The organism is Cupriavidus sp. USMAHM13, assembly GCF_001854285.1.
GTDB lineage: Bacteria > Pseudomonadota > Gammaproteobacteria > Burkholderiales > Burkholderiaceae > Cupriavidus > Cupriavidus malaysiensis.
This window is the reverse complement of record NZ_CP017751.1, coordinates 912,441-936,842: the sequence shown is the minus strand read 5'-3', so window position 1 is coordinate 936,842 and position 24,402 is coordinate 912,441. Positions and strand designations below refer to the sequence as shown.

Below are 24,402 nucleotides of genomic sequence, written 5' to 3'. Positions count from 1 at the left end.
TGGTTGGTGCGACGATGAACGGGCCCAGTTGTGTAGGGGAGTCGCCAAGTCGGTTAAGGCACCGGATTTTGATTCCGGCATTCGAGGGTTCGAATCCTTCCTCCCCTGCCATTAGATTCCTATCGTGTCCCGACGGATCCGGTTGTGTAGGGGAGTCGCCAAGTCGGTTAAGGCACCGGATTTTGATTCCGGCATTCGAGGGTTCGAATCCTTCCTCCCCTGCCATTACATTCCTATAGTGTCCAAACGGACCCGCAAGACTGGCTGCCGGCACGGCCGACAGCACTCCCCCTCTCCCCAGCAGCAAGACAGGTGCCCCGAATGAGCAGCGAAGGCTTGATGGTATTTACCGGCAATGCCAACCCCAAACTCGCGGAGGCTGTCGTTCAGCACCTCGGCATTCCCCTGGGCAAGGCACTGGTCGGCCGCTTCTCGGACGGCGAAGTCCAGGTCGAGATCCAGGAGAACGTGCGCGGCAAGCACGTGATCGTGCTGCAATCGACCTGCGCGCCGACCAACGACAACCTGATGGAACTGATGGTGATGGTCGACGCGCTCAAGCGCGCCTCGGCACGCAGCATCACCGCCGCCATGCCTTACTTCGGCTACGCCCGCCAGGACCGCCGCCCGCGCTCGGCGCGCGTGGCGATCTCGGCCAAGGTCGTCGCCAACATGCTGGAAGTCGCCGGCGTGGACCGCGTGCTGACGATGGACCTGCACGCCGACCAGATCCAGGGCTTCTTCGACATCCCGGTGGACAACATCTACGCGTCGCCGGTACTGCTGGGCGACCTGCGCGAGAAGAACTACGGCGATCTGCTGGTGGTTTCGCCCGACGTCGGCGGCGTGGTACGCGCACGAGCGCTGGCCAAGCAGCTGAACTGCGACCTGGCCATCATCGACAAGCGCCGCCCCAAGGCCAACGTGGCCGAGGTGATGAACATCATCGGTGAAGTCGACGGCCGCAACTGCGTGATCATGGACGACATGATCGACACCGGCGGCACGCTGTGCAAGGCAGCCCAGGTGCTGAAGGAGCGCGGCGCCCAGCGCGTGTTCGCCTACTGCACGCACCCGGTGCTGTCGGGTGGCGCGGCTGCCCGCATCGCCGCTTCGGCGCTCGACGAAGTCGTGGTGTGCGACACCATCCCCCTGCGCGACGATGCCCTGCAGAGCGGCAAGATCCGCCAGCTGTCGACGGCGCCGCTGCTGGCCGAGACCTTCACCCGCATCGTCAAGGGTGACTCGATCATGTCGCTCTTCGCCGATTCCTGATAGAATTCAAAGCTTTGCTGCATTTCCGGCACATGTGGTGCCGGAAATGCAGCAAATATATGCAGCGAATATGCAACGAATACGTTGCACTGACCATCGGCAGTGACGCCGCTGGTCTCAACCAAGGCTGTCTGGTCGCGGACAGCCTTCTTACATTGTGGAGCAATCATGAAAGTCGTCGCTTTCGAGCGTAGCGTACAGGGAACGGGTGCGAGCCGCCGCCTGCGCAATTCCGGCAAGACCCCCGGCATCATCTACGGCGGCGCCGCCGAACCGAAGATGATCGAACTGGATCACAACGCGCTGTGGCATGCCCTGAAGAAGGAAGCCTTCCACTCGTCGATCCTCGACCTGGAAGTGGCCGGCAAGTCCGAGAAGGCCCTGCTGCGCGCCTTCCAGATGCACCCGTTCAAGCCCCTGGTGCTGCACGTTGACTTCCAGCGCGTGTCGGCCACCGAGAAGATCCACGTCAAGGTGCCCCTGCACTTCATCAACCAGGAATCCGCTCCTGGCGTGAAGCTGGGCCATGGCATCGTCAACCACATCGTGAACGAACTGGAAGTGTCGTGCCTGCCGGCCGACCTGCCCGAGTTCATCGAAGTGGATCTGGGCAAGGCCGAGCTGAACCAGACCCTGCACCTGTCGGACATCACCCTGCCGAAGGGCGTGACCGCCGTGATCCATGGCGACGACAACCCGTCGATCGCCAGCGTGACCCTGCCGGCCGGCGCTGCTTCGGAAGCTGCCGAAGGCGGCGAGGAAGCCCCCGCAGCCTGAGGCCGATCGGCCTGACGCCAGGAGCGCGCCGCACGCCGGCAGCAGTCCTGGCGCCTGCAAGCGAAAGAACCGCCGCTCTCCGGCGGTTTTTTTTCGCGTATGCTGGGCGCCTGCCAGCCGGCATGGCTGCCTCCCGAACGCATTCCGAACGGTAGTACCGGTAACAGCATGATCAAGCTCATCGTCGGCCTCGGCAATCCCGGGGCGGAATACGAAGCCACCCGCCACAACGCCGGCTTCTGGCTGGTCGACCAGCTGGCCCGCCAGGCCGGCACGACCCTGCGCGTGGAAAGCCGCTTCCATGGCCTGGCGGCACGGGCGCGCCTGTGGGACCAGGAAATCTGGCTGCTCAAGCCATCCACCTTCATGAACCGCTCGGGCCTGTCCGTGGTATCGCTGGCGCGCTTCTACAAGATCCTGCCCGACGAGATCCTGGTCGCGCACGATGAGATGGACTTGCCGCCAGGTACCGTCAAGCTCAAGCGCGGCGGCGGCTCCGGCGGCCACAATGGGCTGAAGGACATCTCGGCCCACCTGACCACGCCGGAGTACTGGCGGCTGCGCATCGGCGTAGGCCATCCGCGCAACCAGAATGCCGCCAGCGGGCGCGAGGAAGTGGTCAACTTTGTGCTGAAGCCGCCTCGGCGCGAGGAACAGCAGGCCATCGACGAATCGATCGAGCGCTGCCTGGATCCGCTGGCCCTGCTGGCCCGGGGCGAGTCGGAGCGCGCCATGATGGCGCTGCACAGCGGCCGCTGAGGCCAGCGGTGGAAGCCGGCGGCGGGAGCCTCCTGCGCCGCCCCTGACAAGCAACAAAAAACCCGCCGTCCGGCGGGTTTTTTGTGCGGGCGCCTGACGGCTCAGGCCGCGTGCTTGGCCGCCGTCAGCAGCCGGTAGCGCTGCATCAGCACCTCGTGCGTCTCCACCCGGTTGGGATCGTGCGGAATGCACGAGACCGGACAGACCTGCTGGCACTGGGGTTCATCGAAATGCCCGACACATTCCGTGCATTTGTTGGGGTCGATCTCATAGATCTCCGGCCCCATCGATATGGCTTCGTTTGGGCACTCGGGCTCACAAACGTCGCAGTTGATGCAGTCGTCGGTGATCATCAGCGCCATGGCATTTCCTTTCCGGCACGACGGACACGCCGGGCTGGCTGCGCCGTCTCAAATTCGTATTTTATTCCGTCTTGCCGATCTTCTGCTGCAGCCAGCGTTCGACCGAGGGGAAGACGAACTTGCTGACGTCCCCGCCCAGCACGGCGATCTCACGCACGAAGGTGCCGGAGATGAACTGGTACTGGTCGGACGGCGTCAGGAACATGGTCTCGACGTCGGGCAGCAGGTAGCGGTTCATGCCCGCCATCTGGAACTCGTACTCGAAGTCGGAAACGGCACGCAGGCCCCGCACGATCACGCGCGCATTGTTCTTGCGCACGAAGTCCTTGAGCAGGCCCGAGAAACCCTCGACGCGCACGTTGGGATAGTGGCCCAGCACCTCGCGCGCAATGCCGATGCGTTCTTCCAGCGAAAAGAACGGACGCTTGTTGGGGCTGTGGGCAACCCCTACCACCAGTTCGTCGAAGATGTTCGAGGCACGGCGCACGAGATCCTCGTGGCCTCGGGTCATGGGATCGAACGTGCCGGGATAGACCGCGACGACCATACTTCCTCCTTGTTCTGCCCGCTGCCGGCCCTGTCCCGGGCCAGTGGAATGTGTTGCTGCGTGGCGAGCGTTAGCGACAGCGGCGTAGTGTAACGCTAAATCCGCCGCTTGGAAGCCGCCTGGCCGACTGTTTCGCGGCAGCGCAGCAGAAGAGGCCATTGCCGGCCCGGCAACAATTTGCGGCGCGCGCGGCACGCCGATGTCGGACGTTCCGCCATGCAGGCTCAGCCGCGATGCACCAGCAGGTGGAAATGCACGGCACCGGCACGGGCCTGGCGCACCAGTTCCAGGCTGGCCGGCACCGGCGCCTGGGGCCCGGTGAGCGCGCGGTCCGTCTCGACATAGACCAGCCCGCCGGGCCGCGACAGCCGCGCGGCATGCTCCAGCGCCGGCCCCAGCCAGTCCTCGGCGAAGGGCGGGTCGAGGAAGACCACGTCGAACCCGGCGGTGGGCATGCCGGCCGCCACGGCAAAGGCATCGCCCTGGATGACGCGAACCTGCGCCGCATCCAGGCGGTACTGGTTGTCACGCAGCTGCTTGGCCACGCGCGGATTGGCCTCGACCAGCGTGACCTGTGCTGCGCCGCGGGAAGCGGCCTCGAAGCCGAGCGCGCCGGAGCCCGCGAACAGGTCCAGGCAGCTCAGCCCGGTCAGGTCCTGCCCGAGCCAGTTGAACAGGGTCTCGCGCACGCGGTCGGGGGTGGGCCGCAGTCCTTCGGCCTCCAGCACGGGCAGCGGCGTGCGCTTCCAGCGCCCGCCGATGATGCGGACCTGTGCCGGCGTACGGCGCGGCGCCGCTGGGGTGTTCAGGGAGGCGGAAGCACGCCGCCCGCGCGAAGCGGGCGGCATGCCAGAAGCAGCAGGAGGACGGGAACGCGAATTCATCCCGTGATTGTAGAGCCTGCGGCCGCGGCCCGCCGGCCGCGGCGTGTGATCAGTTCGGCCCGCCGACGATCACGGTCGCCATGGCATCGGGATGCACGTGGCGTTGGAAGGCCTGCTTGACCTGCTCGCGCGAAACCTTGGCGATCTGCGCGGTCCAGGTGTCGAGGTAGTCCAGCGGCAAGCCGTACCAGCCGATATTAGCCACATTGGTCAGCAGCTTGCGGTTGTTGTCGATGCGCAGCGGGAAGCCGTTGACCAGGTTGTCCTTGGCCGCCTTCAGCTCCAGGTCGGTCGGGCCTTCGGCCACGAAGTCCGTCAGCACCTTGCGCACCAGCGCCAATGCCTCGTCGGTCTGCGCCTTCTTGGTCTGCAGGCTGACGGCGAACGGTCCCGGCTGCTTGCTCGGCGCGAAATAGCTCTCCACGTCGTAGGTCAGGCCGCGCTTCTCGCGCACCTCATTGGTCAGCCGCGAACTGAAGCCGCCGCCGCCGAGCACGTAGTTGCCCACCAGCAGCGCGAAGTAGTCGGGGTCGCCGCGCGCGATTGCCGGCTGGCCGAGCAGTACGGTGGCTTGCTGCGCCGCGTGGGGAATGCGCTGTTCGCTGGCGGGGATGGTCATCTGCACCGACGGCATCGTCGGCGGCGCGGCGCCAGCCGGCAGGCCGCGCGTAAGCTGCTCGGCAATGGCCTCGGCCTGCTTGCGGTCGATGGCGCCGATCAGCGTGACCACGGCGCGCGAGGCGGCGTAGTTATCGCGCCAGAAACGCAGGATGTCCTCGCGCGTGATGGCGTTGACCGAGGCCTCGGTTGCCGTCACGCCATAGGGATGGCTGGGATAGACCGCCTTGGACAGGCGCTTGTCGGCGATCACCTCGGGACGGGCATCCCCCTCGCGGATGGCCGTGATCAGGCGCTGCTTCTCGCGCGCCACCACGGCATCGGGATAGGTCGGCGCATGGATCAGTTGCGCTGCCAGGTCGACCGACTGCTTCAGCTCCGGCTGCGCCGTCAGCGTACGCAGGCCGATGCCGCCCCGATCGCCGCCGGCCGAGCCGCCGAAGCCGGCACCGGTATCGGCGAAAGCGTCGGCGATCTGCGCCTCGTTGCGTGCCGGCTGGCCTTCGGCCGCCGCCGCCCCCTTATCCAGCAGCGCCGCCGCCAGGGTGGCGAGGCCGGACTTGCCGGCCGGATCGTAGCGGCTGCCCGCATCGAAGTCGACGTTGATGTCTAGCATCGGAATCGACGGGCTCGGCACGAAATAGACCTGCGCGCCGGTGGCGGCGGTCCAGTGCTCGATGGGCAGCGCCGCCTGCGCCACCGTGGTGCCGAACAGGGCCAGCGCGCCAGCGGTGGCCATGGCGGCCTGGCGCAGCCAGCGGGACATTTGCGGCGACCGAAGCGCCGGGACGGACAAGTGCATCGTGGCTCCTCAGTGCAGATCGGCGGGAAGCGCGACCTTGGGCTTGTTGGGGTCGATCGGCTGCGGCAACAGGGTGGCCGCGGTCAGGTTGTCATCGCTGAAGTATTTGGCGGCGACGGCCTGCACCTGCTCGGGCGTGACGGCCTTGATCCGCTCCAGCATGCGGTCCAGGTCGCGCCAGGACAGGCCCGACATCTCCGCCACACCGATCTCCATGCCCTGCCCGGCGACGGAGTCGCGCTTGTAGATCTGCCCGGCCACCACCTGCGCCTTGACGCGCTTGAGCTCCTCGGGCGAGACGCCGCTCTTGGCGATGCGCTGGACCTGCTCGATCAGCGCACGCTGGATCTCCTCGGTGGTGTGTCCCTTCGCCGGGGTGCCGTCGAGCACGAAGAGGGATTCGCCGCGGTTGATGCTGTCGTAGCCGACGTTGACATCATCGGCCAGCCGCTGCTCGCGCACCAGCTCGCGCGGCAGGCGGGCATTGTCGTAGCCGTTCAGCACCGCCGACAGCACCTCGAGCGCGTAGGGATCGACGTCCTTCTCCACGTCGTGCAGGCGCGGCACCTTGTAGGCCATCACCACGTAGGGATTCTCGGCCGGCGCCTTGACCCAGATGCGCTTGACGCCGATCTGCGGCGCTTCGATCTGGTTCTTGCGCAGCGGCAGCGCGTGCGGCTTGAGCCTGCCGTAGGTGCGCTCGGCCAGCAACCGCACCTGGGCGGGATCGACGTCGCCGGCGACGACCAGGATGGCGTTGTTGGGCGCGTACCACTGGTGATACCAGGCCTGCACGTCTTCCACGCGCATATTGACCAGGTCGTTCATCCAGCCGATGGTCGGATGGCGGTACGGCGCCGCCGTGTACACAGTGGCCAGCAACTGCTCGTAGACGGTGCCGCGCGCGGAGTCATCGATGCGCATGCGCCGCTCTTCCATCACCACCTTCATCTCGCTGTCGAAGTCGCTCTTCTTGATGATCAGGTTCGCCATGCGGTCGGCCTCCAGCTCCATCACCTTGGGCAGGTACTGCTTGCCGATCTGCTGGTAGTAGAGCGTGAAGTCGCGCGTGGTCATGGCGTTCTCGCGGCCGCCGAGCGCGGCGATCTGCTTGGAGAACTCGCCCGGCCCGACCTTGGGCGTGCCCTTGAACATCATGTGCTCGAGCATGTGCGACAGGCCCAGGGTACCGGTCACTTCATCCATGCCGCCCACGTGGTACCAGACCTGCTGCATCACCGTTGGTGCGCGATGGTCTTCCTTGACGATCACGCGCAGCCCGTTGGCGAGCTTGAACTCGGTGATGCCGGCGCTCGATGGCGCCGTGGCGGATGCCGCCGGGACGGTGGCCTTCTGCTGCGGCGCGTCCTGCGCGTGCGCGGCAGGCAGGCACCAGGGCAACGCCGCGATCAGCAGGGCGGGAAGGAGACCCCGGGCCCTGCGTCTGGCCGCCGCCGAAAACGCCTGGGAACGGGTGGATGCGGCACGGGCGGCGCCCGTCCGGAACTTGACAGCGCAGTGGTTCATGCGACCCCGTCTGATAGAATTTTGCCGATTGATTCTACCGGGCTATTGACCTCTTTCCCAATGTTTAGTTTCTGGAAGAAGCGCAAGGCGGAAGCGGCTCCCGCACCCGCCCCGGCACCCGCCAGCGCGCCTGCGCCCTCCCCCGCCACGCCGCAGGAAACCCTGCCGGCGCACGCCGTGCCCGCGCCGGTTCCCGAGCCGGCGGCCACGGCGGACGCCTATGAACTGACCCTGCCGCCGGTGCCCACGCAGGAAGACCGGCAGGGCTGGATGCGCCGGCTGCGCGCCGGCCTGTCCAAGACCAGCCGCAATCTCGGCACGCTGTTCCTCGGCGTCAAGGTCGACGAGGCCCTGTTCGAGGAACTCGAAACCGCGCTGCTGATGGCCGATGCCGGCGTCGAAGCGACCGAGTACCTGCTGGGCGAGCTGCGCCGCCGCGTCAAGAACGAGCGCATCGAGGATGCCGAAGGCGTCAAGGCCGCGCTGCGCACGCTGCTGACCGACCTGCTGCGTCCGCTCGAGAAGACCATGGAGCTGGGCCGCGAACAGCCGCTGGTGATGATGATCGCGGGCGTCAACGGCGCCGGCAAGACCACCAGCATCGGCAAGCTGTGCAAGCACTTCCAGCACTACGGGCAGTCGGTGCTGCTGGCCGCCGGCGACACCTTCCGCGCCGCCGCGCGGGAGCAGTTGACGATCTGGGGCGAGCGCAACAATGTCACGGTGGTGGCGCAGGAAAGCGGCGACCCCGCGGCCGTGATCTTCGACGCCGTCAACGCGGCGCGCGCGCGCGGCATCGACATCGTGATGGCCGATACCGCGGGGCGCCTGCCCACGCAGCTGCACCTGATGGAAGAGCTGAAGAAGGTCCGGCGCGTCATCGCCAAGGCCATGCCGACGGCGCCGCACGAGGTGCTGCTGGTGATCGACGCCAACACAGGCCAGAACGCGCTGGCCCAGGTGCGCGCCTTCGACGATGCGCTGGGCCTGACCGGCCTGCTGGTGACCAAGCTGGACGGCACCGCCAAGGGCGGCATCCTCGCCGCCATCGCGCGACAGCGCCCGGTGCCGGTCTATTTCATCGGCGTGGGCGAGAAGGTCGAGGATCTGCAGCCGTTCAAGGCCGAAGAGTTCGCCGACGCGCTGCTGGGCTGAAACCGGCGCTCCGGCACGCCCCCGATAAAAAACCCGGCAGCTGCCGGGTTTTTTATCGGACTTCCGTCAGGTGCCGCACCTGCCGGTCGCCCCACCTGCTGCGCCCGCTCCGCCTACTCCGCGTCGGGCTGGGCCTTGGGCGCGGCGTTCTGGAACGCCGGCAGCGCCATGCACGCCTCGTGGATCCGTGCGACGGTCGGGAACGGCGCCAGGTCGACGTTGAAGCGCTGGGCGTTGAAGACCTGCGGGGCCAGGCAGACGTCGGCCAGCGTAGGCGTGTCGCCCAGGCAGAAGCGCCCGACGCGGCCGCTGCGCGCCAGGGCGATCTCCAGCGCGGCGAAGCCCTGCTCGATCCAGTGCCGGTACCAGCCGTCCTTGGCCTCCTCCGACACACCCAGCGTGTGCTTCAGGTATTTCAGCACGCGCAGGTTGTTGAGCGGATGGATGTCGCAGGCGATCTCCAGCGCCAGCGCGCGCACGTAGGCACGCTCGAGCGCGTCGCCCGGCAGCAGCGGCGGCTGCGGATGCAGCTCGTCGAGATATTCGACGATGGCCAGCGACTGGGTCAGCGCATGGTCGCCGTCGACCAGCGTCGGCACCAGCGCATCGGCATTCAGCGCGCGGTATTCCGGCTTGAGCTGCTGGCCGCCGTCCTTGAGCAGGTGCACCGGCACGTAGTCATAGGGCAGGCCCTTGAGTTGCAGCGCGATGCGTACGCGGAACGAGGCCGAACTGCGGAAGTAGCTGTACAGCTGCAGCATGGCTCAGACCACCTTGACGACGAGGTCGCCCACGCCTTCCACGTGGCCCTGCATGACGTCGCCCTTCACCACCGCGCCGACGCCCTCCGGCGTGCCGCTGAAGATCAGGTCGCCCGGCTGCAGCTCGAACAGGCGCGACAGGTAGGCCACCATCTCGGGCACCGACCAGATCAGGTCGGAGAGGTCGCCGCGCTGCTTCTCGGCGCCGTCCACGCTCAGCGTCACGGCCCCCTTGTGCGGATGGCCGATCGCCGATACCGGCACGATCGGGCCGATCGGGGCCGAGCGGTCGAATGCCTTGCCGGTCTCCCAGGGGCGGCCGGTCTTCTTCGATTCGTTCTGCAGGTCGCGCCGGGTCATGTCCAGGCCGACGGCATAGCCGAACACATGGGCCGCGGCATCCTCCACCGCGATGTCCTTGCCGCCCTTGCCGATCGCCACCACCAGCTCGATCTCGAAGTGGCAGTTGGAGGTGCCCGGCGGATAGGGAAACTCACCCTGCACACCATCCGGCACATAGCTGACCGCATCCGACGGCTTGCAGAAAAAGAACGGCGGCTCGCGGTCGGGATCCGAGCCCATTTCGCGCGCGTGCGCAGCATAGTTGCGGCCCACGCAGTACACGCGGCGCACGGGAAAGCTGGCGCTGCTTCCGCGCACGGGCACACCCACCGGGGCCGGCGGGGCGAATACGAATTCGGTCATACATCTCTCCAATCTTGTTCTGTGCCTGCGGCGCGCCGGCACCGGTACCGGCGTCTCGCAAACCCGCCGCGCGGCAGGGCCACAGCATACACCCGCGCGACCCACCGGCCCAGGCAGACGTATGATGAGTACGGGAAAATACGTAAGGCATTACCAGACAATGCCGAGCCATGCCGGACCGCGCCGAACGCCTTCGGCACGGCGTGAAGCTCGACAGGCTCACCGGCACGCGCTGCCACGCGCAGCACAATCCCATACCGCGCGAAAGCACCGGGTGCTGTCCGGCATGCGGCGCCGCAGTTGCGCTGCGCTATCATGAAGCGCATCCCCACGAGCGCCGCATCATGACCCAGCCCGCCACCACCGCAAGCCACGCCACGCCCTTTCCAGCGGCGAAATACATCAAGGAAATCGGGCGCGGCGCGCAGGGCGCGCGGGCCCTGCCGCGCGATGACGTGCGCACGCTGTTCGACGCCATGCTCGCCGGGCGCGTCTCCGACATCGAACTGGGCGCCATCCTGATGGCCTACCGCATCAAGGGCGAAGCGCCACACGAGCTGGGCGGCATGCTAGAGGCCGCCCATGCGCACTGCGCGCCGCTGCCGGCGCGGCCGGATGGACCGGTGGTAGTGATCCCGAGCTACAACGGCGCCCGCAAGCAGCCCAACCTGGTACCGCTGCTGGCCATGCTGCTGGCACGCGCCGGCACCCCGGTCCTGGTGCACGGCATCCGGCACTTCGCCGGACGCCTGACCAGCCTGGCACTGTTCGAGGCACTGGGCGAGCCGCTGTGCTCCAGCACTGCCGAAGCCGCGACACGGCTGCGCGGCAGCGGCGGAGGGCTGCCGCTGGCGGTGCTGCCGATCGACGTCCTGTCGCCGGCACTGAGCCGCCTGCTCGACAAGCGCGACATCGTCGGCCTGCGCAACTCGGCCCACACCGTGGTCAAGCTGCTGCAGCCGGTGGGTGGCCACAGCCCGGCCGAAGCCCTGCGCCTGTACAGCTACACACATCCGGAATACCGCGAGACGCTGACCGACTTCTTTTCGCACGAGCCGGCCAACGTATTGCTGGCGCGCGGCACCGAAGGCGAAGTGGTGGCCGATGCCCGCCGCGGCGGGCGCATCGACTGGCTGCACGACGGGCACCAGCGCACGCTGGTCGAGCCGGCCTCCGGTTCCATTGCCGACGTGCCGGACCTGCCGGCTGGCACCAGCGTCGAGCAGACCGTGGCCTGGATCCGCGCGGTGCTGGAAGGCAAGCTAGCCGTGCCGGCGCCCATCGCGGCCCAGGTCGAGGCCATCCACGCCTGCCTGCGCGATGGCGCGCAGGTGAATTGGGCCAGCCCGGTCTAGGGCTGCACCCTCCTCCAGGCGGCGACGCCGGCCAAGGCTGCCGCCCTGCCCGTCAGGACGGGCGGCGCGGCGGCAGCGGGATGCGTTCGGTCTCGCCTGGCACTTGCGGAAAGAGATTGTCTTCCCAACGCTGCGCCGCCGCCTCGATGGCCTCCTTGCTGCTGGCCACGAAGTTCCAGTAGATGAAGCGGCGGCCGTCCAGCGGCTCGCCGCCGAGCAGCATCACGCGCGCCCGCGTCGTGGCACTCAGTGTCACCGTCTCCCCCTGCACCAGCGTCGCCAGGTGCTCGGCCGGAATGGCCTCGCCATCGACGGCGATGCCGCCTTCGACGACATAGACACCACGCTCCACATGCTCGGGAGGAATCACCAGCGTGGCGCCCGCCTCCATCTCCAGGGCAACGTAGAGCGTACGGCTGAAGACACGCACCGGCGACTCCTGGCCGAAGGCATCGCCGGCGATCACCGTCAGGCGCACTCCGGGCAACTCCAGCCGCGGCAGGCTGGCGGCGCCGAAGTGGTGGAACGAGGGCTCCACGTCCTCGTAGGCCTTCGGCAGTGCCACCCAGGTCTGGATGCCGTGCAGGTGCGGTCCGGCCGGCCGCTCGGATTGCGGCGAGCGCTCCGAATGCGCGATGCCGCGGCCGGCGGTCATCCAGTTGACGTCGCCGGGGCGGATCACCTGCTCGTTGCCCAGGCTGTCACGATGGAGGAATTCGCCCTCGAACAGGTAGGTCACCGTGGCCAGGCCGATGTGCGGATGCGGACGGACGTCCGCCCCCTTGCCGGGCGGCATCGCCACCGGGCCCATATGGTCGAGGAAGATGAAGGGCCCCACCGTCTGCGCGGCCGCCGCGGGCAGGACGCGGCGCACGGTGAAATCGCCCAGGTCCCGGACATGGGGATTGAGCAGGTGTTCGATGACAGACATAGATCCTCCTGGGAATGAATGTACCGTGGAGACGGCATCGGCGAAGTGGCGCATCCGCAGTGTAAACGCCGCTCCCGCCCGCCGCTCCCACTCTATTGGCCGAAAGGGCAGAACCAGGCGGCGATCCGCATCTCTAATGCTAGGCGCGAGCGGGCCCTCGCGCCGGGAAGTGCGTTATGCGCCATACAAATGCATGCTATCCATTCTGAAATAGCAATCGTCTGGAACTATTGACCACATTGCCAGTCGAATTAGCAGTCAACCGGCTTGAGTGCTAATATGTGTTGCAATGCAGTGCGTTTCCCCGAGGGAAACAGCACCCCCGGCAACCCGCCGGCCGGACGCAAAAGGAGCCAATGAGTGAACGCAGTCCTGTCTGCCGATTCGATCCAATCCACCACCCTGCCCGCGATGCCGCAGCGCGGCGCCAGCCTTGCGCTGGCCATGCCCGGCAACCTGGGCAACCTCGACAGCTACATCCAGGCGGTCCACCGCGTCCCGATGCTCTCCGTCGAAGAGGAGCAGCGTCTCGCGCGCGAGTTGCGCGACCATGATTCCGTCGATGCGGCACGCCGGCTGGTGATGTCCCACCTGCGCCTGGTCGTATCCGTGGCACGCCAGTACCTGGGCTACGGCCTGCCCCACGCCGACCTGATCCAGGAAGGCAATATCGGCCTGATGAAGGCCGTCAAGCGCTTCGATCCCGACCAGGGCGTGCGCCTGGTCTCGTACGCCATCCACTGGATCAAGGCCGAGATCCACGAGTACGTGCTGAAGAACTGGCGCATGGTCAAGGTGGCCACCACCAAGGCCCAGCGCAAGCTGTTCTTCAACCTGCGCAGCCACAAGCAGGAAACCCACAACACCTTCACGCCCGAGCAGGTCGAAGCCGTTGCGCGCGAGCTCAACGTCAAGCCCGAGGAAGTGATGGAGATGGAAACCCGGTTGTCGGGCGGCGACCTGGCGCTGGAAGGGCAGGTCGACGACGGCGAAGAGGAATTCGCCCCGATCGCGTATCTGGCCGACAATCACAACGAACCCACCCGCGTGCTCGAAGCCAAGCGCAGCGACCGTATGCAGGTGGAAGGCCTGGAAGAGGCGCTCGGCAAGCTCGATCAGCGTAGCCGCCGCATCATCGAGGCCCGTTGGCTGCACGTCAACGACGACGGTTCGGGCGGCGCCACGCTGCATGAACTGGCCGACGAGTTCGGCGTTTCCGCCGAGCGCATCCGCCAGATCGAGGCGGCGGCCATGAAAAAGATGAAGGGCGCGCTGCAGGCCTTCGCCTGAGCGTCCTTGCCGGCGCCGCGCACAGCGCGTCCGCCGGGCGGAATGGCAAAGGGCCGGTTCCCCGTGAACCGGCCCCTTTCTTTTTCGCTGCCTGCGTTTTCCCCTGCCTGCGCGAGTGCGCGGCGCAATCAGGACAGCAGCAGTTTCAGGTCGTGCGCGATCGGCTCGGGCCCCTGGCCGTGGCGGATGAACAGGCGCAGCCGTCCCTGCGGATCGAACACGTAGCTGCCCGCCGAATGGTCCATCGTATAGTTGCCGGGCGAGGTGCCGGGCACCTTGGCGTAGTAGACCTTGAAGTCCTTGGTGACTTTCTGCAGCGCCGCCTCGTCGGCCGGGCGCATGCCCAGGAAACGCGAATCGAAAGCGGGCACGTATTGCGCCAGCAACTGCTGGGTATCCCGCTCGGGATCGACCGTGACGAACAACACCTGCACGCGGTCGGCATCGGGTCCCAGCGCTTCCATCACGCCCTTCAGTTCGGCCAGCGTGGTCGGGCACACGTCGGGGCAATGCGTGTAGCCGAAGAACATCACGACCGCCTTGCCCTTGAAGTCAGCCAGCGTGCGCACCTTGCCGTGATGATCGACCAGGCTGAAATCCTTGCCGAATTCGCTGCCGCCCGTGATGTCGATGTTCTGGAACTTCGGAGCGGATTGCCCGCAAGCCGCCAGCATCAGAGCCAGCAGCGCCATTGCGGCATATTGCCGCAGGCGGCCGAAGCAGGAGAAAGACGGGAAGGGGCGGGGCTTGGACATTGCAGGGTTCGTCGGGGGAGCGGGCCGGATGCAGGCCATCCGCATGGCCATGCGCTTCCCGCTCGGTTCATCACACTGGCGAGTATCGCCCATCCGCATGCAGGCGCGTCCCGGCGCGACAAAGTGTCGCGCCGGGGGCAGTGCTGGCTCAGAGCGGCAGCACGAACTTGAAATAGTGATCCACCAGCAGCACAGCGAACAGCAGTGACAGGTAGAGGATCGAGAAGCGGAAGGTGCGCTGCGCCAGTTCGTCCGAGTAGTTGCGGTACAGCCGCCAGGAGTAGGACAGAAAGCCGCCACCCAGCACCAGCGCCGCCACCAGGTAGATCAGGCCGCTCATGCCGTAGATGAACGGCAGCAGCGTGGCGGCGATCATCACCAGTGTGTACAACAGGATATTGAGCAGGGTGAAGCGCTCGCCATGCGTGATCGGCAGCATCGGCAGGCCGGACTTGGCGTAGTCGGCGCGGCGGTACAGCGCCAGCGCCCAGAAATGCGGCGGCGTCCAGGTGAAGATGATCAGCACCAGGAACCATGCCTCGGCCGGCACCGTGCCGGTTACCGCGGCCCAGCCCAGGGCCGGCGGCATGGCGCCCGACAGGCCGCCGATGACGATGTTCTGCGGCGTGGCCGGCTTCAGCAGGATGGTGTAGATGACCGCGTAGCCGACGAAGGTGGCCACCGTCAGCCACATGGTCAGGTCATTGGTGAAGACGTGCAGCAGCCACATGCCGGCCCCGCCCAGCACCGCCGAGAACGCCAGCGTCTGTGCCGTGCCGATCTCGCCGGTGGCCGAGGGGCGCCAGGCCGTACGCCGCATCAGCGCGTCGATCTTCTGCTCGACCAGGCAGTTGATGGCGAAGGCGGCGCCCGCCAGCAGCCAGATACCGGCGGCGCCGCCCAGCAGCACCGGCCAGGGCACCATGCCCGGCGTGGCCAGGAACATGCCGATGACGGCGCAGAAGACGGCCAGTTGCGTCACGCGCGGTTTGGTGAGCGCCGCATACTGGCGCGTCATGTGACGCAAGCGGCTGATTGGGTGGGGTTGGGTAGCTGTGGCCACGGGAGGGGTCTTGTCCTTCATGTCGCGCGCGCAGCGGTTGTGGCGCGGGTGGCGGCGCCGGCAGGCCGGGTCGCAAGCCCTATATTGTAATGGAGGCGGACCAGAAGCAGCAGAAGCACCGCCGCCCCACCGTTGTGCGCCACCGCGGCCACCAGTGGCCAGTCGAGCACGATATTGGACAGGCCCGTGGCCAGTTGCAGGGCCAGCACCGCCAGCAGCCAGCCGGCGGCCCGCTCCAGTCCCGCCACGCGGCGCGCACGCAGGGCGAACCAGGCGAGGAAGGCGAGCACCACGAAGGCAAAGCCGCGGTGTACCCAATGGATGGCCACCAGCGCCGCATGGGGGATGTAGTCGCCGTCGGCGGTCATGCCTAGCTGCCGCCACAGAGTGAAGCCATGGCGGAAATCCATCTGCGGGATCCACTGGCCGTTGCACAGCGGGAAGTCGGTACAGGCCAGTACCGCGTAGTTGGTGCTTACCCAGCCGCCCAGGAAGATCTGCACGACCAGCAGCAGCAAGGCGATGCGGGCCGGCCAGCGCAACAGCCCCGCACCCGCGCCCACTCCATGCGGCGGATCGTTGCGCGAGCCGAGCCGAATCAGCGAGGCCAGCAGGCCCATGCCGAGCATCAGGTGGGTCACGACGATGATGGGCTGCAGCTTCTGCGTCACGGTGAAGGCGCCGAAAGCGCCCTGCACGCACACCAGCAACAGCACACTGCTGGCGAACCAGGGTGACTGGCGCAATTCACGGCGCTTGACCCAGGCCAGCACCACCAGCGTGATGATCAGCACGCCCACCGCCATGGCGAAGTAGCGGTGGACCATCTCGATCCAGGCTTTGGCCAGCGTGACAGGTCCGCTCGGCAGAGCCGTCTGCGCGGCGCGGATCGGCTCCAGCGCGGCATGTGGGTTCGAGTGCCCGTAGCAGCCCGGCCAATCGGGGCAGCCCAGGCCGGAATCGGTCAGGCGGGTGAAGCTGCCGAACATGATCAGGTCCAGCGTCAGGAAAGCGGTGATCCAGACCAGCCTGCGGTACTTGTTGCGATCGCCCTTGACGAGCACGTAGGTGAGGGGAATCAGGGCGATCAGGACCCCGATGGTGGCAAGTTGGATCAGCATGGGTGAGACATCGGTTGCAGCAGGCGCATCGGTCCGGTCAGCCGATACGGGAGTACTTCAGCAGTTTCTTGAGGTCCCCGTTGACGCCCTTGGGGTCGGGATCCTTGGGAAAGCGCATCATCAGGTTGCCGAGCGGGTCGACCAGGAACAGCGTGTCCTCGATGCGCCCGCCCGCCTCGGCCGGCAGCCAGCGCCGCGCGGTATCGGCATCGATGCGCAGGAAGCGGGTGCCGGCATAGGGCTCGTTGTAAGCGGCGGACAGGCGCGGGTCGACGGCACCGTTATCGAGGATAAGCCACACCGGCACGATGCGCTCGCGCCCTTCGCCTTGTCCGGCACGCAGCTGGCGCGCCGTGAACAGCTTCCTGGCGCAGGCCTCGTCGCAGCCGGAGGCATCGACGCTCAACAGCAGCCACTTGCCCTTGAAGCGCTCGAGCGGCACCGCCTCGCCGCGCTCGTCGCGCACCTGCACGGCCGGCAGCGGGCGCTGCGGATCGATCAAGGTGCCATAGTTGGTGGTGCCGCCGGCCGGCCGGAACACATAGTAGGTCAGGTAGGAGGCAATCACAGGCGAGGCGCACACCAGCAGCAGGAACAGCATCTGCAGCCGCCCCCTGCGCGTGCGCGCATCGATGCGCGGCCCGGATGCCCGGCCGGAGGCGACCTGGGCCAGTTCGGCCGCGCGCGCGGAAATGGGATCTTGGGTTGGCATGTGTCGCTCAGTTCATTCGTGATGCTTGCGCCGGCGCCGTCGCACGGGAGCGCCGCCAGCCCAGTGCCAGCAGCAGTACGAGGGTCAATGCGGCCAGGCCGAACCACTGGAAGGCATAGCCGTAGTGGCGGTCGGCGCCGGAATCGGCCGGCGCCCAGTCGCGCGCCAGCCCGTCTCCTGTGTCGTTGCGCTGCTCCAGCACCAGTGGCTGGAGCGTCACGCCGAGCTCCGCCCCGTAAGCCGCGAGATCCAGGTTCTGCCGTATCTTCTGCCCGGCTTCGCTGGCGGAGCCCAGATTGTAGACCTTCGGCACGGCAGCCAGTGCCATGCCATCGATGTCGACCTCGCCCGCCGGCGTGGGAAAGGGCGCGATGCGGCTGCGGTCCTGCGCATCACGCGGCAGCCAGCCGCGCAGGACCAGCACGCTGGCACCCTGCCCCGTCCCGCCCTCGGCGGCGATGCGCAGCGGCGTCAGCACCAGGAAGCCAGCGCGCGAATCGGTGCCGTTGCCATGCGGGCGGTTGTCCAGCAGCACCGTATGCGCGGCGTCGAAACGGCCGCGCGCGCGCACCCGCCGGTCGGCCAGGTCGGCAGAGGCTGCCAGCGGCACCGGGCCCAGCAAGAGCGGTGTCGCTGCGGCCAGGGCCTGCTGACGCGCGGCGCGCGCCAGCTTCTCATGCGCACGGTTGAGCTGCCAGTTGCCCAGCGCGCAGGTCAGCGCGATCACCATCAGGGCGGCCAGCGTCGGCGCCGGCCGGAAGAAGCGCGCGGGGAAGAAGCGCACGCTCATCGCACCAGCCTCCCGCCATGGCCGAGCCCGGTGCGATAATGGCCGCTTTCGCCTTGCCGAAACCGCTCGCCTGCCCCCGTCATGCGCATCGTCATCGTCATTGCCTTCATCCTGATCATCGGCAGCCTTGCCAGCGCGCTCTTCTTCATGATGCGGGATCGCGGCAGGACCCCCAACATGATGCGGTCGCTGATGTTCCGCGTCGGCTTCTCGGTGGCATTGTTCCTCTTCATCCTGTTCTCGCACTGGATGGGCTGGATCCAGAGCACCGGCATCCGCATGGGGCCCTGAACCTGCCTGCGCCGGGCAGTTGCAGCACCGGCCCTCCCAAACGAAAAAGCAAGCGCCGCAGGATCCCAGCCAGCCTGCGGCGCTTGCTTTTCCAGTTCTGCGCGCATTCGCCGGCCGCCTCCCTGCGACCAGCGCGTGCCGCCGCAGGTGCGGCGGCACGGCGATGCCTGCTTACAGCCAGTACACGACGATGTAGAGGAACAGCCAGACCACATCGACGAAGTGCCAGTACCATGCGGCGCCCTCGAAGGCGAAGTGATGCTCGGGGGTGAAATGGCCCTTCAGCACGCGGCCCAGCACCACCGCCAGCATGATCGCACCCATGGTCACATGGAAGCCGTGGAAGCCGGTCAGCAGGAAGAAGGTGGAACCGTAGATGCCCGAGGTCAGCTTGAGATTGAGTTCGCTGTAGGCGTGGTGGTATTCGTAGGCCTGGAAACCCATGAACACGGCGCCCAGCAGGATGGTCAGCACCAGGCCCTGGATCACCTGGCTGCGCTTGCCCGCCAGCAGCGCGTGGTGCGCCCAGGTCAGGGTCACGCCCGAGGTGAGCAGCAGCGCCGTGTTGATGGTCGGGATCGGCCACGGCCCCATGGTCTGGAAATTCTCGATGGTGCCGGCCGGGCCGCTGTTCGGCCACACCGCGGCAAAATCGGGCCACAGGATCTTGTTGTTCAGGTCCCCCAGCCACGGCATGGCGATACTGCGCGCGTAGAACAGCGCGCCGAAGAAGGCGGCGAAGAACATCACTTCGGAGAAGATGAACCAGCCCATCGACCAGCGGAAGGACAGGTCGATGTTCTTGCCGTAGCGCCCGCCCTCGGATTCTCCGATCGCGTCGCCGAACCAGCTCTTGAGCACGAACAGGAACCACAGAAGGCCGACCGCGAACAGGTACGGCGCCCAGGCCTGGCCGTTGACCCAGCCGGCGGCGCCGCCACCGGTCATCAGCAGGCCGAAAGCCGCCGTGATCGGGTGACGCGACGGGCCCGGTACAAAGTAGTACGGCGCGTTTGCGCGATTCGCACTCATGCTTTTCTCTCCAGCTCTTTGGTCTCAGATACCGCGGTTGTTATCTATTCATCCGGCCTGGATGCTGCCGGTGCCACGTGTTGTCATGTCTTGTCTACCCCGGGGCTTGCCGCGGCTCACCCCACCACCATCCGCACGATGACGATCAGCGCGGCGATGAAGAGCGCCGCGCCGAGCAGGCCTGCGATGATCACGTGCAGCGGATTCAGCCGGGCCATGTCACGCTCGTGCTCGGCCCCCTTGCGCAGGCCGATAAAGGACCAGAACACTGCACGCAGCGTCTGCCAGAACGACATCTTGCGCTTGACCGCATCCTTCAGTTCATCCACGCCGCCCTGCCTCCTTGCGTGCCGGCCCGTATCCTGGCCCGTATCCTGGCCCATATCCCGGCCCGGTGCCCTGCTGCCCGCGGCCCGGTTCAGCCGCCCTTCGCCGCCGGGGCCGGCGCGTCATCCAGCGCCCCCTGCGGTGCCTGCGCCACCGGCGTACCCACCTCGAAGAAGGTGTACGACAGGGTGATATTCTTCACGTCCTTCGGCAGCGCCGGGTCGATCACGAACACCACCGGCATCTCGCGCGCCTCCTTCGCCTTCAGCGTCTGCTGCTTGAAGCAGAAGCACTCGATCTTCTTGAAGTACTGCGTCGCCTGCTTCGGGGCGTAGCTCGGGATCGCCTGGGCGGAGATGTCGCGGCTCTGCCCGTTCGCCACCTCGTACACGATCGTCGTCATCTCGCCCGGATGCACTTCCATGCTGTGCTTCACCGGCCGGAAGGCGAACGGCCCGCGTGCGTTGGAGTCGAACTCCACCGTCACCGTGCGGCTCTTGTCGACCTGCGTGTTCTTGGTCGTGCCGCCATACAGGTCGCGCGTGGTCAGCACGTTCAGGCCGGTGAGGTCGCAGATCTTGCGGTACAGCGGCACCAGCGCGTAGCCGAAGCTGAACATCAGCGCCACCACCACGAGCAGGCGCAGCAACATGCCGCGGTTGAAGCGGCGATCGCTGTCGCGCTCCGCCTGTACTTGCTGCTGGTCCACTTCCATGCCGTCCACCTCGCAGGCTCAGCCCAAGAGCACCATCTTGGCAAAGAAACCCAAGAAGAAAACCAGCGCGATGGAGAAAAGGATCAAGCCGAGGCGCCGGTTGGCGGCCTTGCGATCCGGCTGCGATGGGGTTCTGTCTGGATGCTGCATCTCGACTGCCATTCCGACTGCCTCTACCACTTCCGTTGCGCGGGCGGGCACCACGCCGGCGAATTCCGGCCCGGTGCCCGCGGCGGGACTCACTTCACTTGCGGCGGGACTTCGAAGGTGTGGAAAGGCGCCGGCGAGGGCACCGTCCACTCCAGGCCTTCCGCCCCTTCCCAGGGCTTGTCGGCTGCCTTCTCGCCGCCACGGTAGGACGGCAGCACCACGAAGAAGAAGAAGTACACCTGCATCAGGCCGAAGCCCAGTGCCCCGATCGAGGCGATCGCGTTGAAGTCCGCGAACTGCACCGGGTAGTCGGCATAGCGGCGCGGCATGCCGGCCAGGCCGAGGAAGTGCATCGGGAAGAAGGTGACGTTGAAGAAGATGATCGAGCCCCAGAAGTGGATCTGGCCGCGCGTCTCGTTGTACATGAAGCCGCTCCACTTCGGGCCCCAGTAGTAGAAGCCGGAGAACAGCGCGAACAGCGAGCCGGCCACCAGCACGTAGTGGAAGTGGGCCACGATGAAGTAGGTGTCCTGCAGCTGGATGTCGATCGGCGCGACGGCCGGCATCAGCCCGGTGAAGCCGCCGATGGTGAACACGAAGATGAAGCCGATCGCGAACAGCATCGGGGTCTCGAAAGTCATCGAGCCGCGCCACATGGTGGCGATCCAGTTGAAGATCTTCACCGCCGTCGGCACCGCGATCAGCATGGTCGCGTACATGAAGAACAGCTGGCCGGTCACCGGCATGCCGGTGGTGAACATGTGGTGCGCCCACACGATGAACGACAGGATGGCGATCGAGGCGGTCGCGTACACCATCGAGCTGTAGCCGAACAGGCGCTTGCGCGAGAAGGCCGGCACGACCTGCGAGATGATCCCGAATGCCGGCAGGATCATGATGTAGACCTCGGGGTGGCCGAAGAACCAGAAGATGTGCTGGTACATGACCGGGTCGCCGCCGCCCGCGGCGGAGAAGAAGCTGGTGCCGAAATGGCGGTCGGTCAGCACCATGGTGATGGCGCCGGCCAGCACGGGCATGACGGCGATCAGCAGGTAGGCCGTGATCAGCCAGGTCCAGCAGAACATCGGCATCTTCATCAGCGTCATGCCCGGGGCACGCATGTTGAGGATGGTCACGATGATGTTGATCGAGCCCATGATGGACGAGGCGCCCATGATGTGCATGGCGAAGATGGCCATGTCCATGCCCGGGCCCATCTGCACCGACAGCGGTGCGTAGAGGGTCCAGCCCGCGGCGGTGGCGCCGCCCGGCACGAAGAACGACAGCACCAGCAGCAGCGCGGCCGGCGGCATCAGCCAGAAGCTGAAGTTGTTCATCCGCGCGAAGGCCATGTCGGAGGCGCCGATCTGCAGCGGGATCATCCAGTTCGCGAACCCCACGAAGGCCGGCATGATGGCGCCGAACACCATGACCAGGCCGTGCATGGTGGTGAACTGGTTGAACAGTTCGGGGCGGAAGAACTGCAGGCCCGGCTCGAACAGCTCGAGGCGGATCAGCAGCGCCAGCACGCCGCCGGACAGCAGCATGGTGAAGGAGAACAGCAGGTACAGCGTGCCGATGTCCTTGTGGTTGGTGGCGAACAGCCAGCGGCGCCAGCCGTGCGGGTGGTCGTGGGCGTGATCGTCGTGGCCGTGCTCGTGCGGATGGGCCAGTGCGTCAGGGCTAGCAGTACTCATTCCGGAACTCCTGAAATCCTGTTCTTTCCTTGCGTCCACGATCAGCCTGCGACGCGGTTGCCCGCGAGGCTGGCCTGCTTGCCTGCGGCTTTGTCGTCCGCCTTGGGCTCGCCTGCCCCCGCGGCGCCGCCGCCCTCGGGGAACTTGCCGGTGCGGGCACCGGCGAAGTCGCGCGGCTGGATCACCTCGCCGGTATGGTTGCCCCAGTTGTTGCGGGTGAAGGTCATCACCGCCGCCAGCTCCGTGTCCGACAGGTGCTTCCACACGGGCATCGCGCCCTTGCCCTCGAGCAGGATGTGCATCTGGCCGGCATCCGGGCCATTGACGATCTTGGAGCCGTCCAGTGCCGGGAACGGTCCGCCGCCCTTGCCGTTGGGCTGGTGGCAGACCGCGCAGTTGGCCAGGTAGACCTTCTCGCCGCGCGCCTTCATTTCATCCAGCGTCCAGGTCTTGTTGGGATCGTCCGCCTTGGCCGCCATCTCCTTCTTCTTGCCGTCGACCCACTTGGTGTAGTCGGCGTCCGAGACCACGCGCACGACGATGGGCATGAAGGCATGTTCCTTGCCGCACAGCTCGGCGCACTGGCCGCGGTAGACACCGATCTTCTCCGCCTTGAACCAGGTGTCGCGCACGAAGCCGGGAATCGCATCCTGCTTGACGCCGAAGGCGGGGATCATCCAGGCGTGGATCACGTCGTTGGCCGTGGTGACGACGCGGATCTTCTTGTTGACCGGCACCACCATTTCGTTGTCCACCTCCATCAGGTAGGTGTTGCCCTTGGGTGCCTCGTTGTTGATCTGCTCGCGCGGGGTGGTCAGGGTGGAGACGAAGGAGATGCCCTCGCCTTCGCCCTTCAGGTAGTCATAGCCCCACTTCCACTGGTAGCCGGTGGCCTTGATGGTGATATCGGAGTTGGTGGTGTCCTTCATCGCCACCACCGTCTTGGTCGCCGGCAGGGCCATGGCGATCACGATCAGGAAGGGGACCACGGTCCAGACCACTTCGACCGTGATGCTCTCGTGGAAGGAGGCAGGCTTGGCCCCCTTGGACTTGCGGTGCTTGAACACGGAGTAGAACATCACGCCGAACACGCACACGAAGATCACGGTGCAGATGATCAGCATCATCCAGTTCAACCAATGGATCTGCTCGGCGATCTTGGTGACCGGCTCTGCGAGATTGAGCTGACGCACGGCGGGACCGCCTGGCATGTCGGTGACTGCCGGCGCCGCCTGGCTGACGAGCAGGGATGCGCCGGCCAGACATGCTGCGGATGCCTTCTTCCACATTTTCATTTTGTTATCTACCCAATTTACAGATTCAAATCTGTCCCACGCCTAGGTCCGGCGGCCGCTCCTCGGAGCGGCGCAGGGCAGTCGCGAGTTCCTGCGCGAACTTCCGGCGCGCGCTCGGGACCAGGAACTTCCCGACCCGCACGACACGCCCGCCCGAGCGCAATGTGACCAGCGCCCGGGAAGATTCACCCGACTCGACCCGCACCCAATGCGGGTTGAACTCCTGCCGCGACACCTTGCCGGCACTGGCTGTCTCCACTACCAGTTTTCCGCCTGCAAGGCTGACACGCTCATAATCCACTGCGTGCCGCGCATATACCAGCAGGGCAATCCCCAGCCCGATCAGGTCCAGGCCGGCAAAAGGCAGCACGAGCCAGTACCCCCACCACGCAATGAGCAGCGCGATGGCGAACGAAATGCATACGATGGAAAGGTAGAACCAGCCGACCTGGCGTGGAGAAAGCGAACAGTTGCGCTTCATCAGCCAGTCGGTGCACAGCGCCGGTCGAAGTCCGTTCAGACCTGCAACGGACTCATCTCGTGCCATCTGGAATGCGATACCCAAGTCTTGCATCGCCCACCACTCTGCATCGGATGCGTGCCCGGACGATGTCACCCAATTTCAAGGCGCCGGAGCGCTGTTATCTGCGGGTGGATTGTGCCAGGGGACCACTGCGACAAACTGGCGCATTATAGGGCGCTTCCC

The 24,402-nt window shown here is 66.5% G+C and carries 27 protein-coding genes and 2 tRNA genes; 9 read left to right on the top strand and 20 right to left on the bottom strand.

Going from position 1 to position 24,402, the window contains the following annotated elements; translation table 11 throughout:
* Positions 1–34 precede the first annotated feature (34 nt).
* From BKK81_RS04245 to pth, 5 genes are all read left to right on the top strand, one after another.
* Positions 35–111: transfer RNA gene (locus BKK81_RS04245), tRNA-Gln, on the top strand.
* A gap of 37 nt (positions 112–148) precedes the next feature.
* Positions 149–225 (top strand) — tRNA-Gln (locus BKK81_RS04240).
* Between the two features lie 96 nt (positions 226–321).
* Complete coding sequence (locus tag BKK81_RS04235) at positions 322–1,275, top strand: ribose-phosphate pyrophosphokinase (protein ID WP_071010907.1); 954 nt, start codon at positions 322–324, stop codon at positions 1,273–1,275.
* 168 nt (positions 1,276–1,443) lie between these two features.
* Positions 1,444–2,052, top strand: coding sequence for a 50S ribosomal protein L25/general stress protein Ctc (locus BKK81_RS04230; RefSeq protein WP_071010906.1), 609 nt, complete (start codon positions 1,444–1,446; stop codon positions 2,050–2,052).
* A 168-nt stretch (positions 2,053–2,220) separates the two neighbouring features.
* Positions 2,221–2,811: an aminoacyl-tRNA hydrolase gene (gene pth / locus BKK81_RS04225; RefSeq protein WP_071016033.1), complete on the top strand. Its 591-nt coding sequence runs from the start codon at positions 2,221–2,223 to the stop codon at positions 2,809–2,811.
* A 101-nt stretch (positions 2,812–2,912) separates the two neighbouring features.
* Here pth and BKK81_RS04220 read toward each other — a convergent pair whose 3' ends face one another.
* The 5 genes from BKK81_RS04220 to BKK81_RS04200 form a co-directional block, all read right to left on the bottom strand.
* Positions 2,913–3,173 (bottom strand): YfhL family 4Fe-4S dicluster ferredoxin, encoded by a 261-nt coding sequence (locus tag BKK81_RS04220; protein ID WP_071010905.1) that lies wholly within the window; start codon positions 3,171–3,173, stop codon positions 2,913–2,915.
* Positions 3,174–3,234: 61 nt separating this feature from the next.
* Positions 3,235–3,720: a pantetheine-phosphate adenylyltransferase gene (coaD, locus tag BKK81_RS04215; RefSeq protein ID WP_071010904.1), complete on the bottom strand. Its 486-nt coding sequence runs from the start codon at positions 3,718–3,720 to the stop codon at positions 3,235–3,237.
* A 224-nt stretch (positions 3,721–3,944) separates the two neighbouring features.
* A complete protein-coding gene (gene rsmD, locus BKK81_RS04210) occupies positions 3,945–4,604 on the bottom strand; it encodes a 16S rRNA (guanine(966)-N(2))-methyltransferase RsmD (RefSeq protein ID WP_083383926.1) in 660 nt (219 codons plus the stop codon).
* Between the two features lie 49 nt (positions 4,605–4,653).
* Positions 4,654–5,988 (bottom strand): M16 family metallopeptidase, encoded by a 1,335-nt coding sequence (locus BKK81_RS04205; protein WP_442873248.1) that lies wholly within the window; start codon positions 5,986–5,988, stop codon positions 4,654–4,656.
* Positions 5,989–6,033: 45 nt separating this feature from the next.
* Positions 6,034–7,551, bottom strand: a complete 1,518-nt coding sequence (locus BKK81_RS04200) for a M16 family metallopeptidase (RefSeq protein ID WP_071010902.1) — start codon at positions 7,549–7,551, stop codon at positions 6,034–6,036.
* A 60-nt stretch (positions 7,552–7,611) separates the two neighbouring features.
* Between BKK81_RS04200 and ftsY the strand changes: the two genes are divergently transcribed.
* A complete protein-coding gene (gene ftsY, locus BKK81_RS04195) occupies positions 7,612–8,706 on the top strand; it encodes a signal recognition particle-docking protein FtsY (protein ID WP_071010901.1) in 1,095 nt (364 codons plus the stop codon).
* Between the two features lie 113 nt (positions 8,707–8,819).
* Here the strand turns inward: ftsY and maiA are convergent, their stop codons facing one another.
* Positions 8,820–9,464 carry a maleylacetoacetate isomerase gene (maiA, locus tag BKK81_RS04190; RefSeq protein WP_071016029.1) on the bottom strand — a complete coding sequence of 215 codons (645 nt, stop codon included), beginning with the start codon at positions 9,462–9,464 and terminating at the stop codon, positions 8,820–8,822.
* A 6-nt stretch (positions 9,465–9,470) separates the two neighbouring features.
* Positions 9,471–10,172, bottom strand: coding sequence for a fumarylacetoacetate hydrolase family protein (locus tag BKK81_RS04185; RefSeq protein WP_071010900.1), 702 nt, complete (start codon positions 10,170–10,172; stop codon positions 9,471–9,473).
* A 344-nt stretch (positions 10,173–10,516) separates the two neighbouring features.
* On the opposite strand from BKK81_RS04185, the gene ybiB reads away from it, so the two are divergent.
* Positions 10,517–11,527 (top strand): DNA-binding protein YbiB, encoded by a 1,011-nt coding sequence (gene ybiB / locus BKK81_RS04180; RefSeq protein WP_071016027.1) that lies wholly within the window; start codon positions 10,517–10,519, stop codon positions 11,525–11,527.
* Between the two features lie 52 nt (positions 11,528–11,579).
* Here the strand turns inward: ybiB and BKK81_RS04175 are convergent, their stop codons facing one another.
* Positions 11,580–12,458 (bottom strand): pirin family protein, encoded by an 879-nt coding sequence (locus tag BKK81_RS04175; protein WP_071010899.1) that lies wholly within the window; start codon positions 12,456–12,458, stop codon positions 11,580–11,582.
* Positions 12,459–12,869: 411 nt separating this feature from the next.
* Here BKK81_RS04175 and rpoH point away from each other — a divergent pair, with 411 nt between their 5' ends.
* The gene (rpoH, locus tag BKK81_RS04170) at positions 12,870–13,748 is read left to right on the top strand and encodes an RNA polymerase sigma factor RpoH (RefSeq protein ID WP_231908022.1); all 879 of its coding nucleotides are present in this window, start codon (positions 12,870–12,872) and stop codon (positions 13,746–13,748) included.
* Positions 13,749–13,876: 128 nt separating this feature from the next.
* Here rpoH and BKK81_RS04165 read toward each other — a convergent pair whose 3' ends face one another.
* The 5 genes from BKK81_RS04165 to BKK81_RS04145 form a co-directional block, all read right to left on the bottom strand.
* Positions 13,877–14,440 (bottom strand): SCO family protein, encoded by a 564-nt coding sequence (locus BKK81_RS04165; RefSeq protein WP_231908021.1) that lies wholly within the window; start codon positions 14,438–14,440, stop codon positions 13,877–13,879.
* Positions 14,441–14,651: 211 nt separating this feature from the next.
* Positions 14,652–15,587: a heme o synthase gene (locus tag BKK81_RS04160; RefSeq protein WP_071010896.1), complete on the bottom strand. Its 936-nt coding sequence runs from the start codon at positions 15,585–15,587 to the stop codon at positions 14,652–14,654.
* The gene (locus tag BKK81_RS04155; protein ID WP_071010895.1) at positions 15,584–16,687 is read right to left on the bottom strand and encodes a COX15/CtaA family protein; all 1,104 of its coding nucleotides are present in this window, start codon (positions 16,685–16,687) and stop codon (positions 15,584–15,586) included. Before BKK81_RS04155 ends, BKK81_RS04160 begins: the two co-directional genes overlap by 4 nt.
* A gap of 37 nt (positions 16,688–16,724) precedes the next feature.
* Positions 16,725–17,399, bottom strand: a complete 675-nt coding sequence (locus BKK81_RS04150; protein WP_071010894.1) for an SCO family protein — start codon at positions 17,397–17,399, stop codon at positions 16,725–16,727.
* Between the two features lie 7 nt (positions 17,400–17,406).
* Positions 17,407–18,189: an SURF1 family protein gene (locus tag BKK81_RS04145; RefSeq protein WP_071010893.1), complete on the bottom strand. Its 783-nt coding sequence runs from the start codon at positions 18,187–18,189 to the stop codon at positions 17,407–17,409.
* A gap of 81 nt (positions 18,190–18,270) precedes the next feature.
* Between BKK81_RS04145 and BKK81_RS04140 the strand changes: the two genes are divergently transcribed.
* Entirely contained in the window at positions 18,271–18,480 is a 210-nt protein-coding gene (locus tag BKK81_RS04140) for a twin transmembrane helix small protein (RefSeq protein ID WP_071010892.1), read from the top strand.
* Positions 18,481–18,651: 171 nt separating this feature from the next.
* Here BKK81_RS04140 and BKK81_RS04135 read toward each other — a convergent pair whose 3' ends face one another.
* The 7 genes from BKK81_RS04135 to BKK81_RS04110 form a co-directional block, all read right to left on the bottom strand.
* Positions 18,652–19,512, bottom strand: coding sequence for a cytochrome c oxidase subunit 3 (locus tag BKK81_RS04135; RefSeq protein WP_071010891.1), 861 nt, complete (start codon positions 19,510–19,512; stop codon positions 18,652–18,654).
* Between the two features lie 116 nt (positions 19,513–19,628).
* On the bottom strand, positions 19,629–19,841 hold the full coding sequence (locus BKK81_RS04130; RefSeq protein WP_071010890.1) for a DUF2970 domain-containing protein: 213 nt from the start codon (positions 19,839–19,841) through the stop codon (positions 19,629–19,631).
* 89 nt (positions 19,842–19,930) lie between these two features.
* Positions 19,931–20,554, bottom strand: coding sequence for a cytochrome c oxidase assembly protein (locus BKK81_RS04125; protein WP_071016025.1), 624 nt, complete (start codon positions 20,552–20,554; stop codon positions 19,931–19,933).
* Between the two features lie 18 nt (positions 20,555–20,572).
* Positions 20,573–20,704: a cytochrome oxidase small assembly protein gene (locus BKK81_RS35110; protein ID WP_231908020.1), complete on the bottom strand. Its 132-nt coding sequence runs from the start codon at positions 20,702–20,704 to the stop codon at positions 20,573–20,575.
* Positions 20,705–20,793: 89 nt separating this feature from the next.
* Positions 20,794–22,401: a cytochrome c oxidase subunit I gene (gene ctaD / locus BKK81_RS04120; protein ID WP_071010889.1), complete on the bottom strand. Its 1,608-nt coding sequence runs from the start codon at positions 22,399–22,401 to the stop codon at positions 20,794–20,796.
* Between the two features lie 41 nt (positions 22,402–22,442).
* Complete coding sequence (gene coxB / locus BKK81_RS04115) at positions 22,443–23,696, bottom strand: cytochrome c oxidase subunit II (protein ID WP_071010888.1); 1,254 nt, start codon at positions 23,694–23,696, stop codon at positions 22,443–22,445.
* Positions 23,697–23,721: 25 nt separating this feature from the next.
* Positions 23,722–24,270, bottom strand: a complete 549-nt coding sequence (locus BKK81_RS04110) for a DUF2244 domain-containing protein (protein WP_071010887.1) — start codon at positions 24,268–24,270, stop codon at positions 23,722–23,724.
* Positions 24,271–24,402 lie beyond the last annotated feature (132 nt).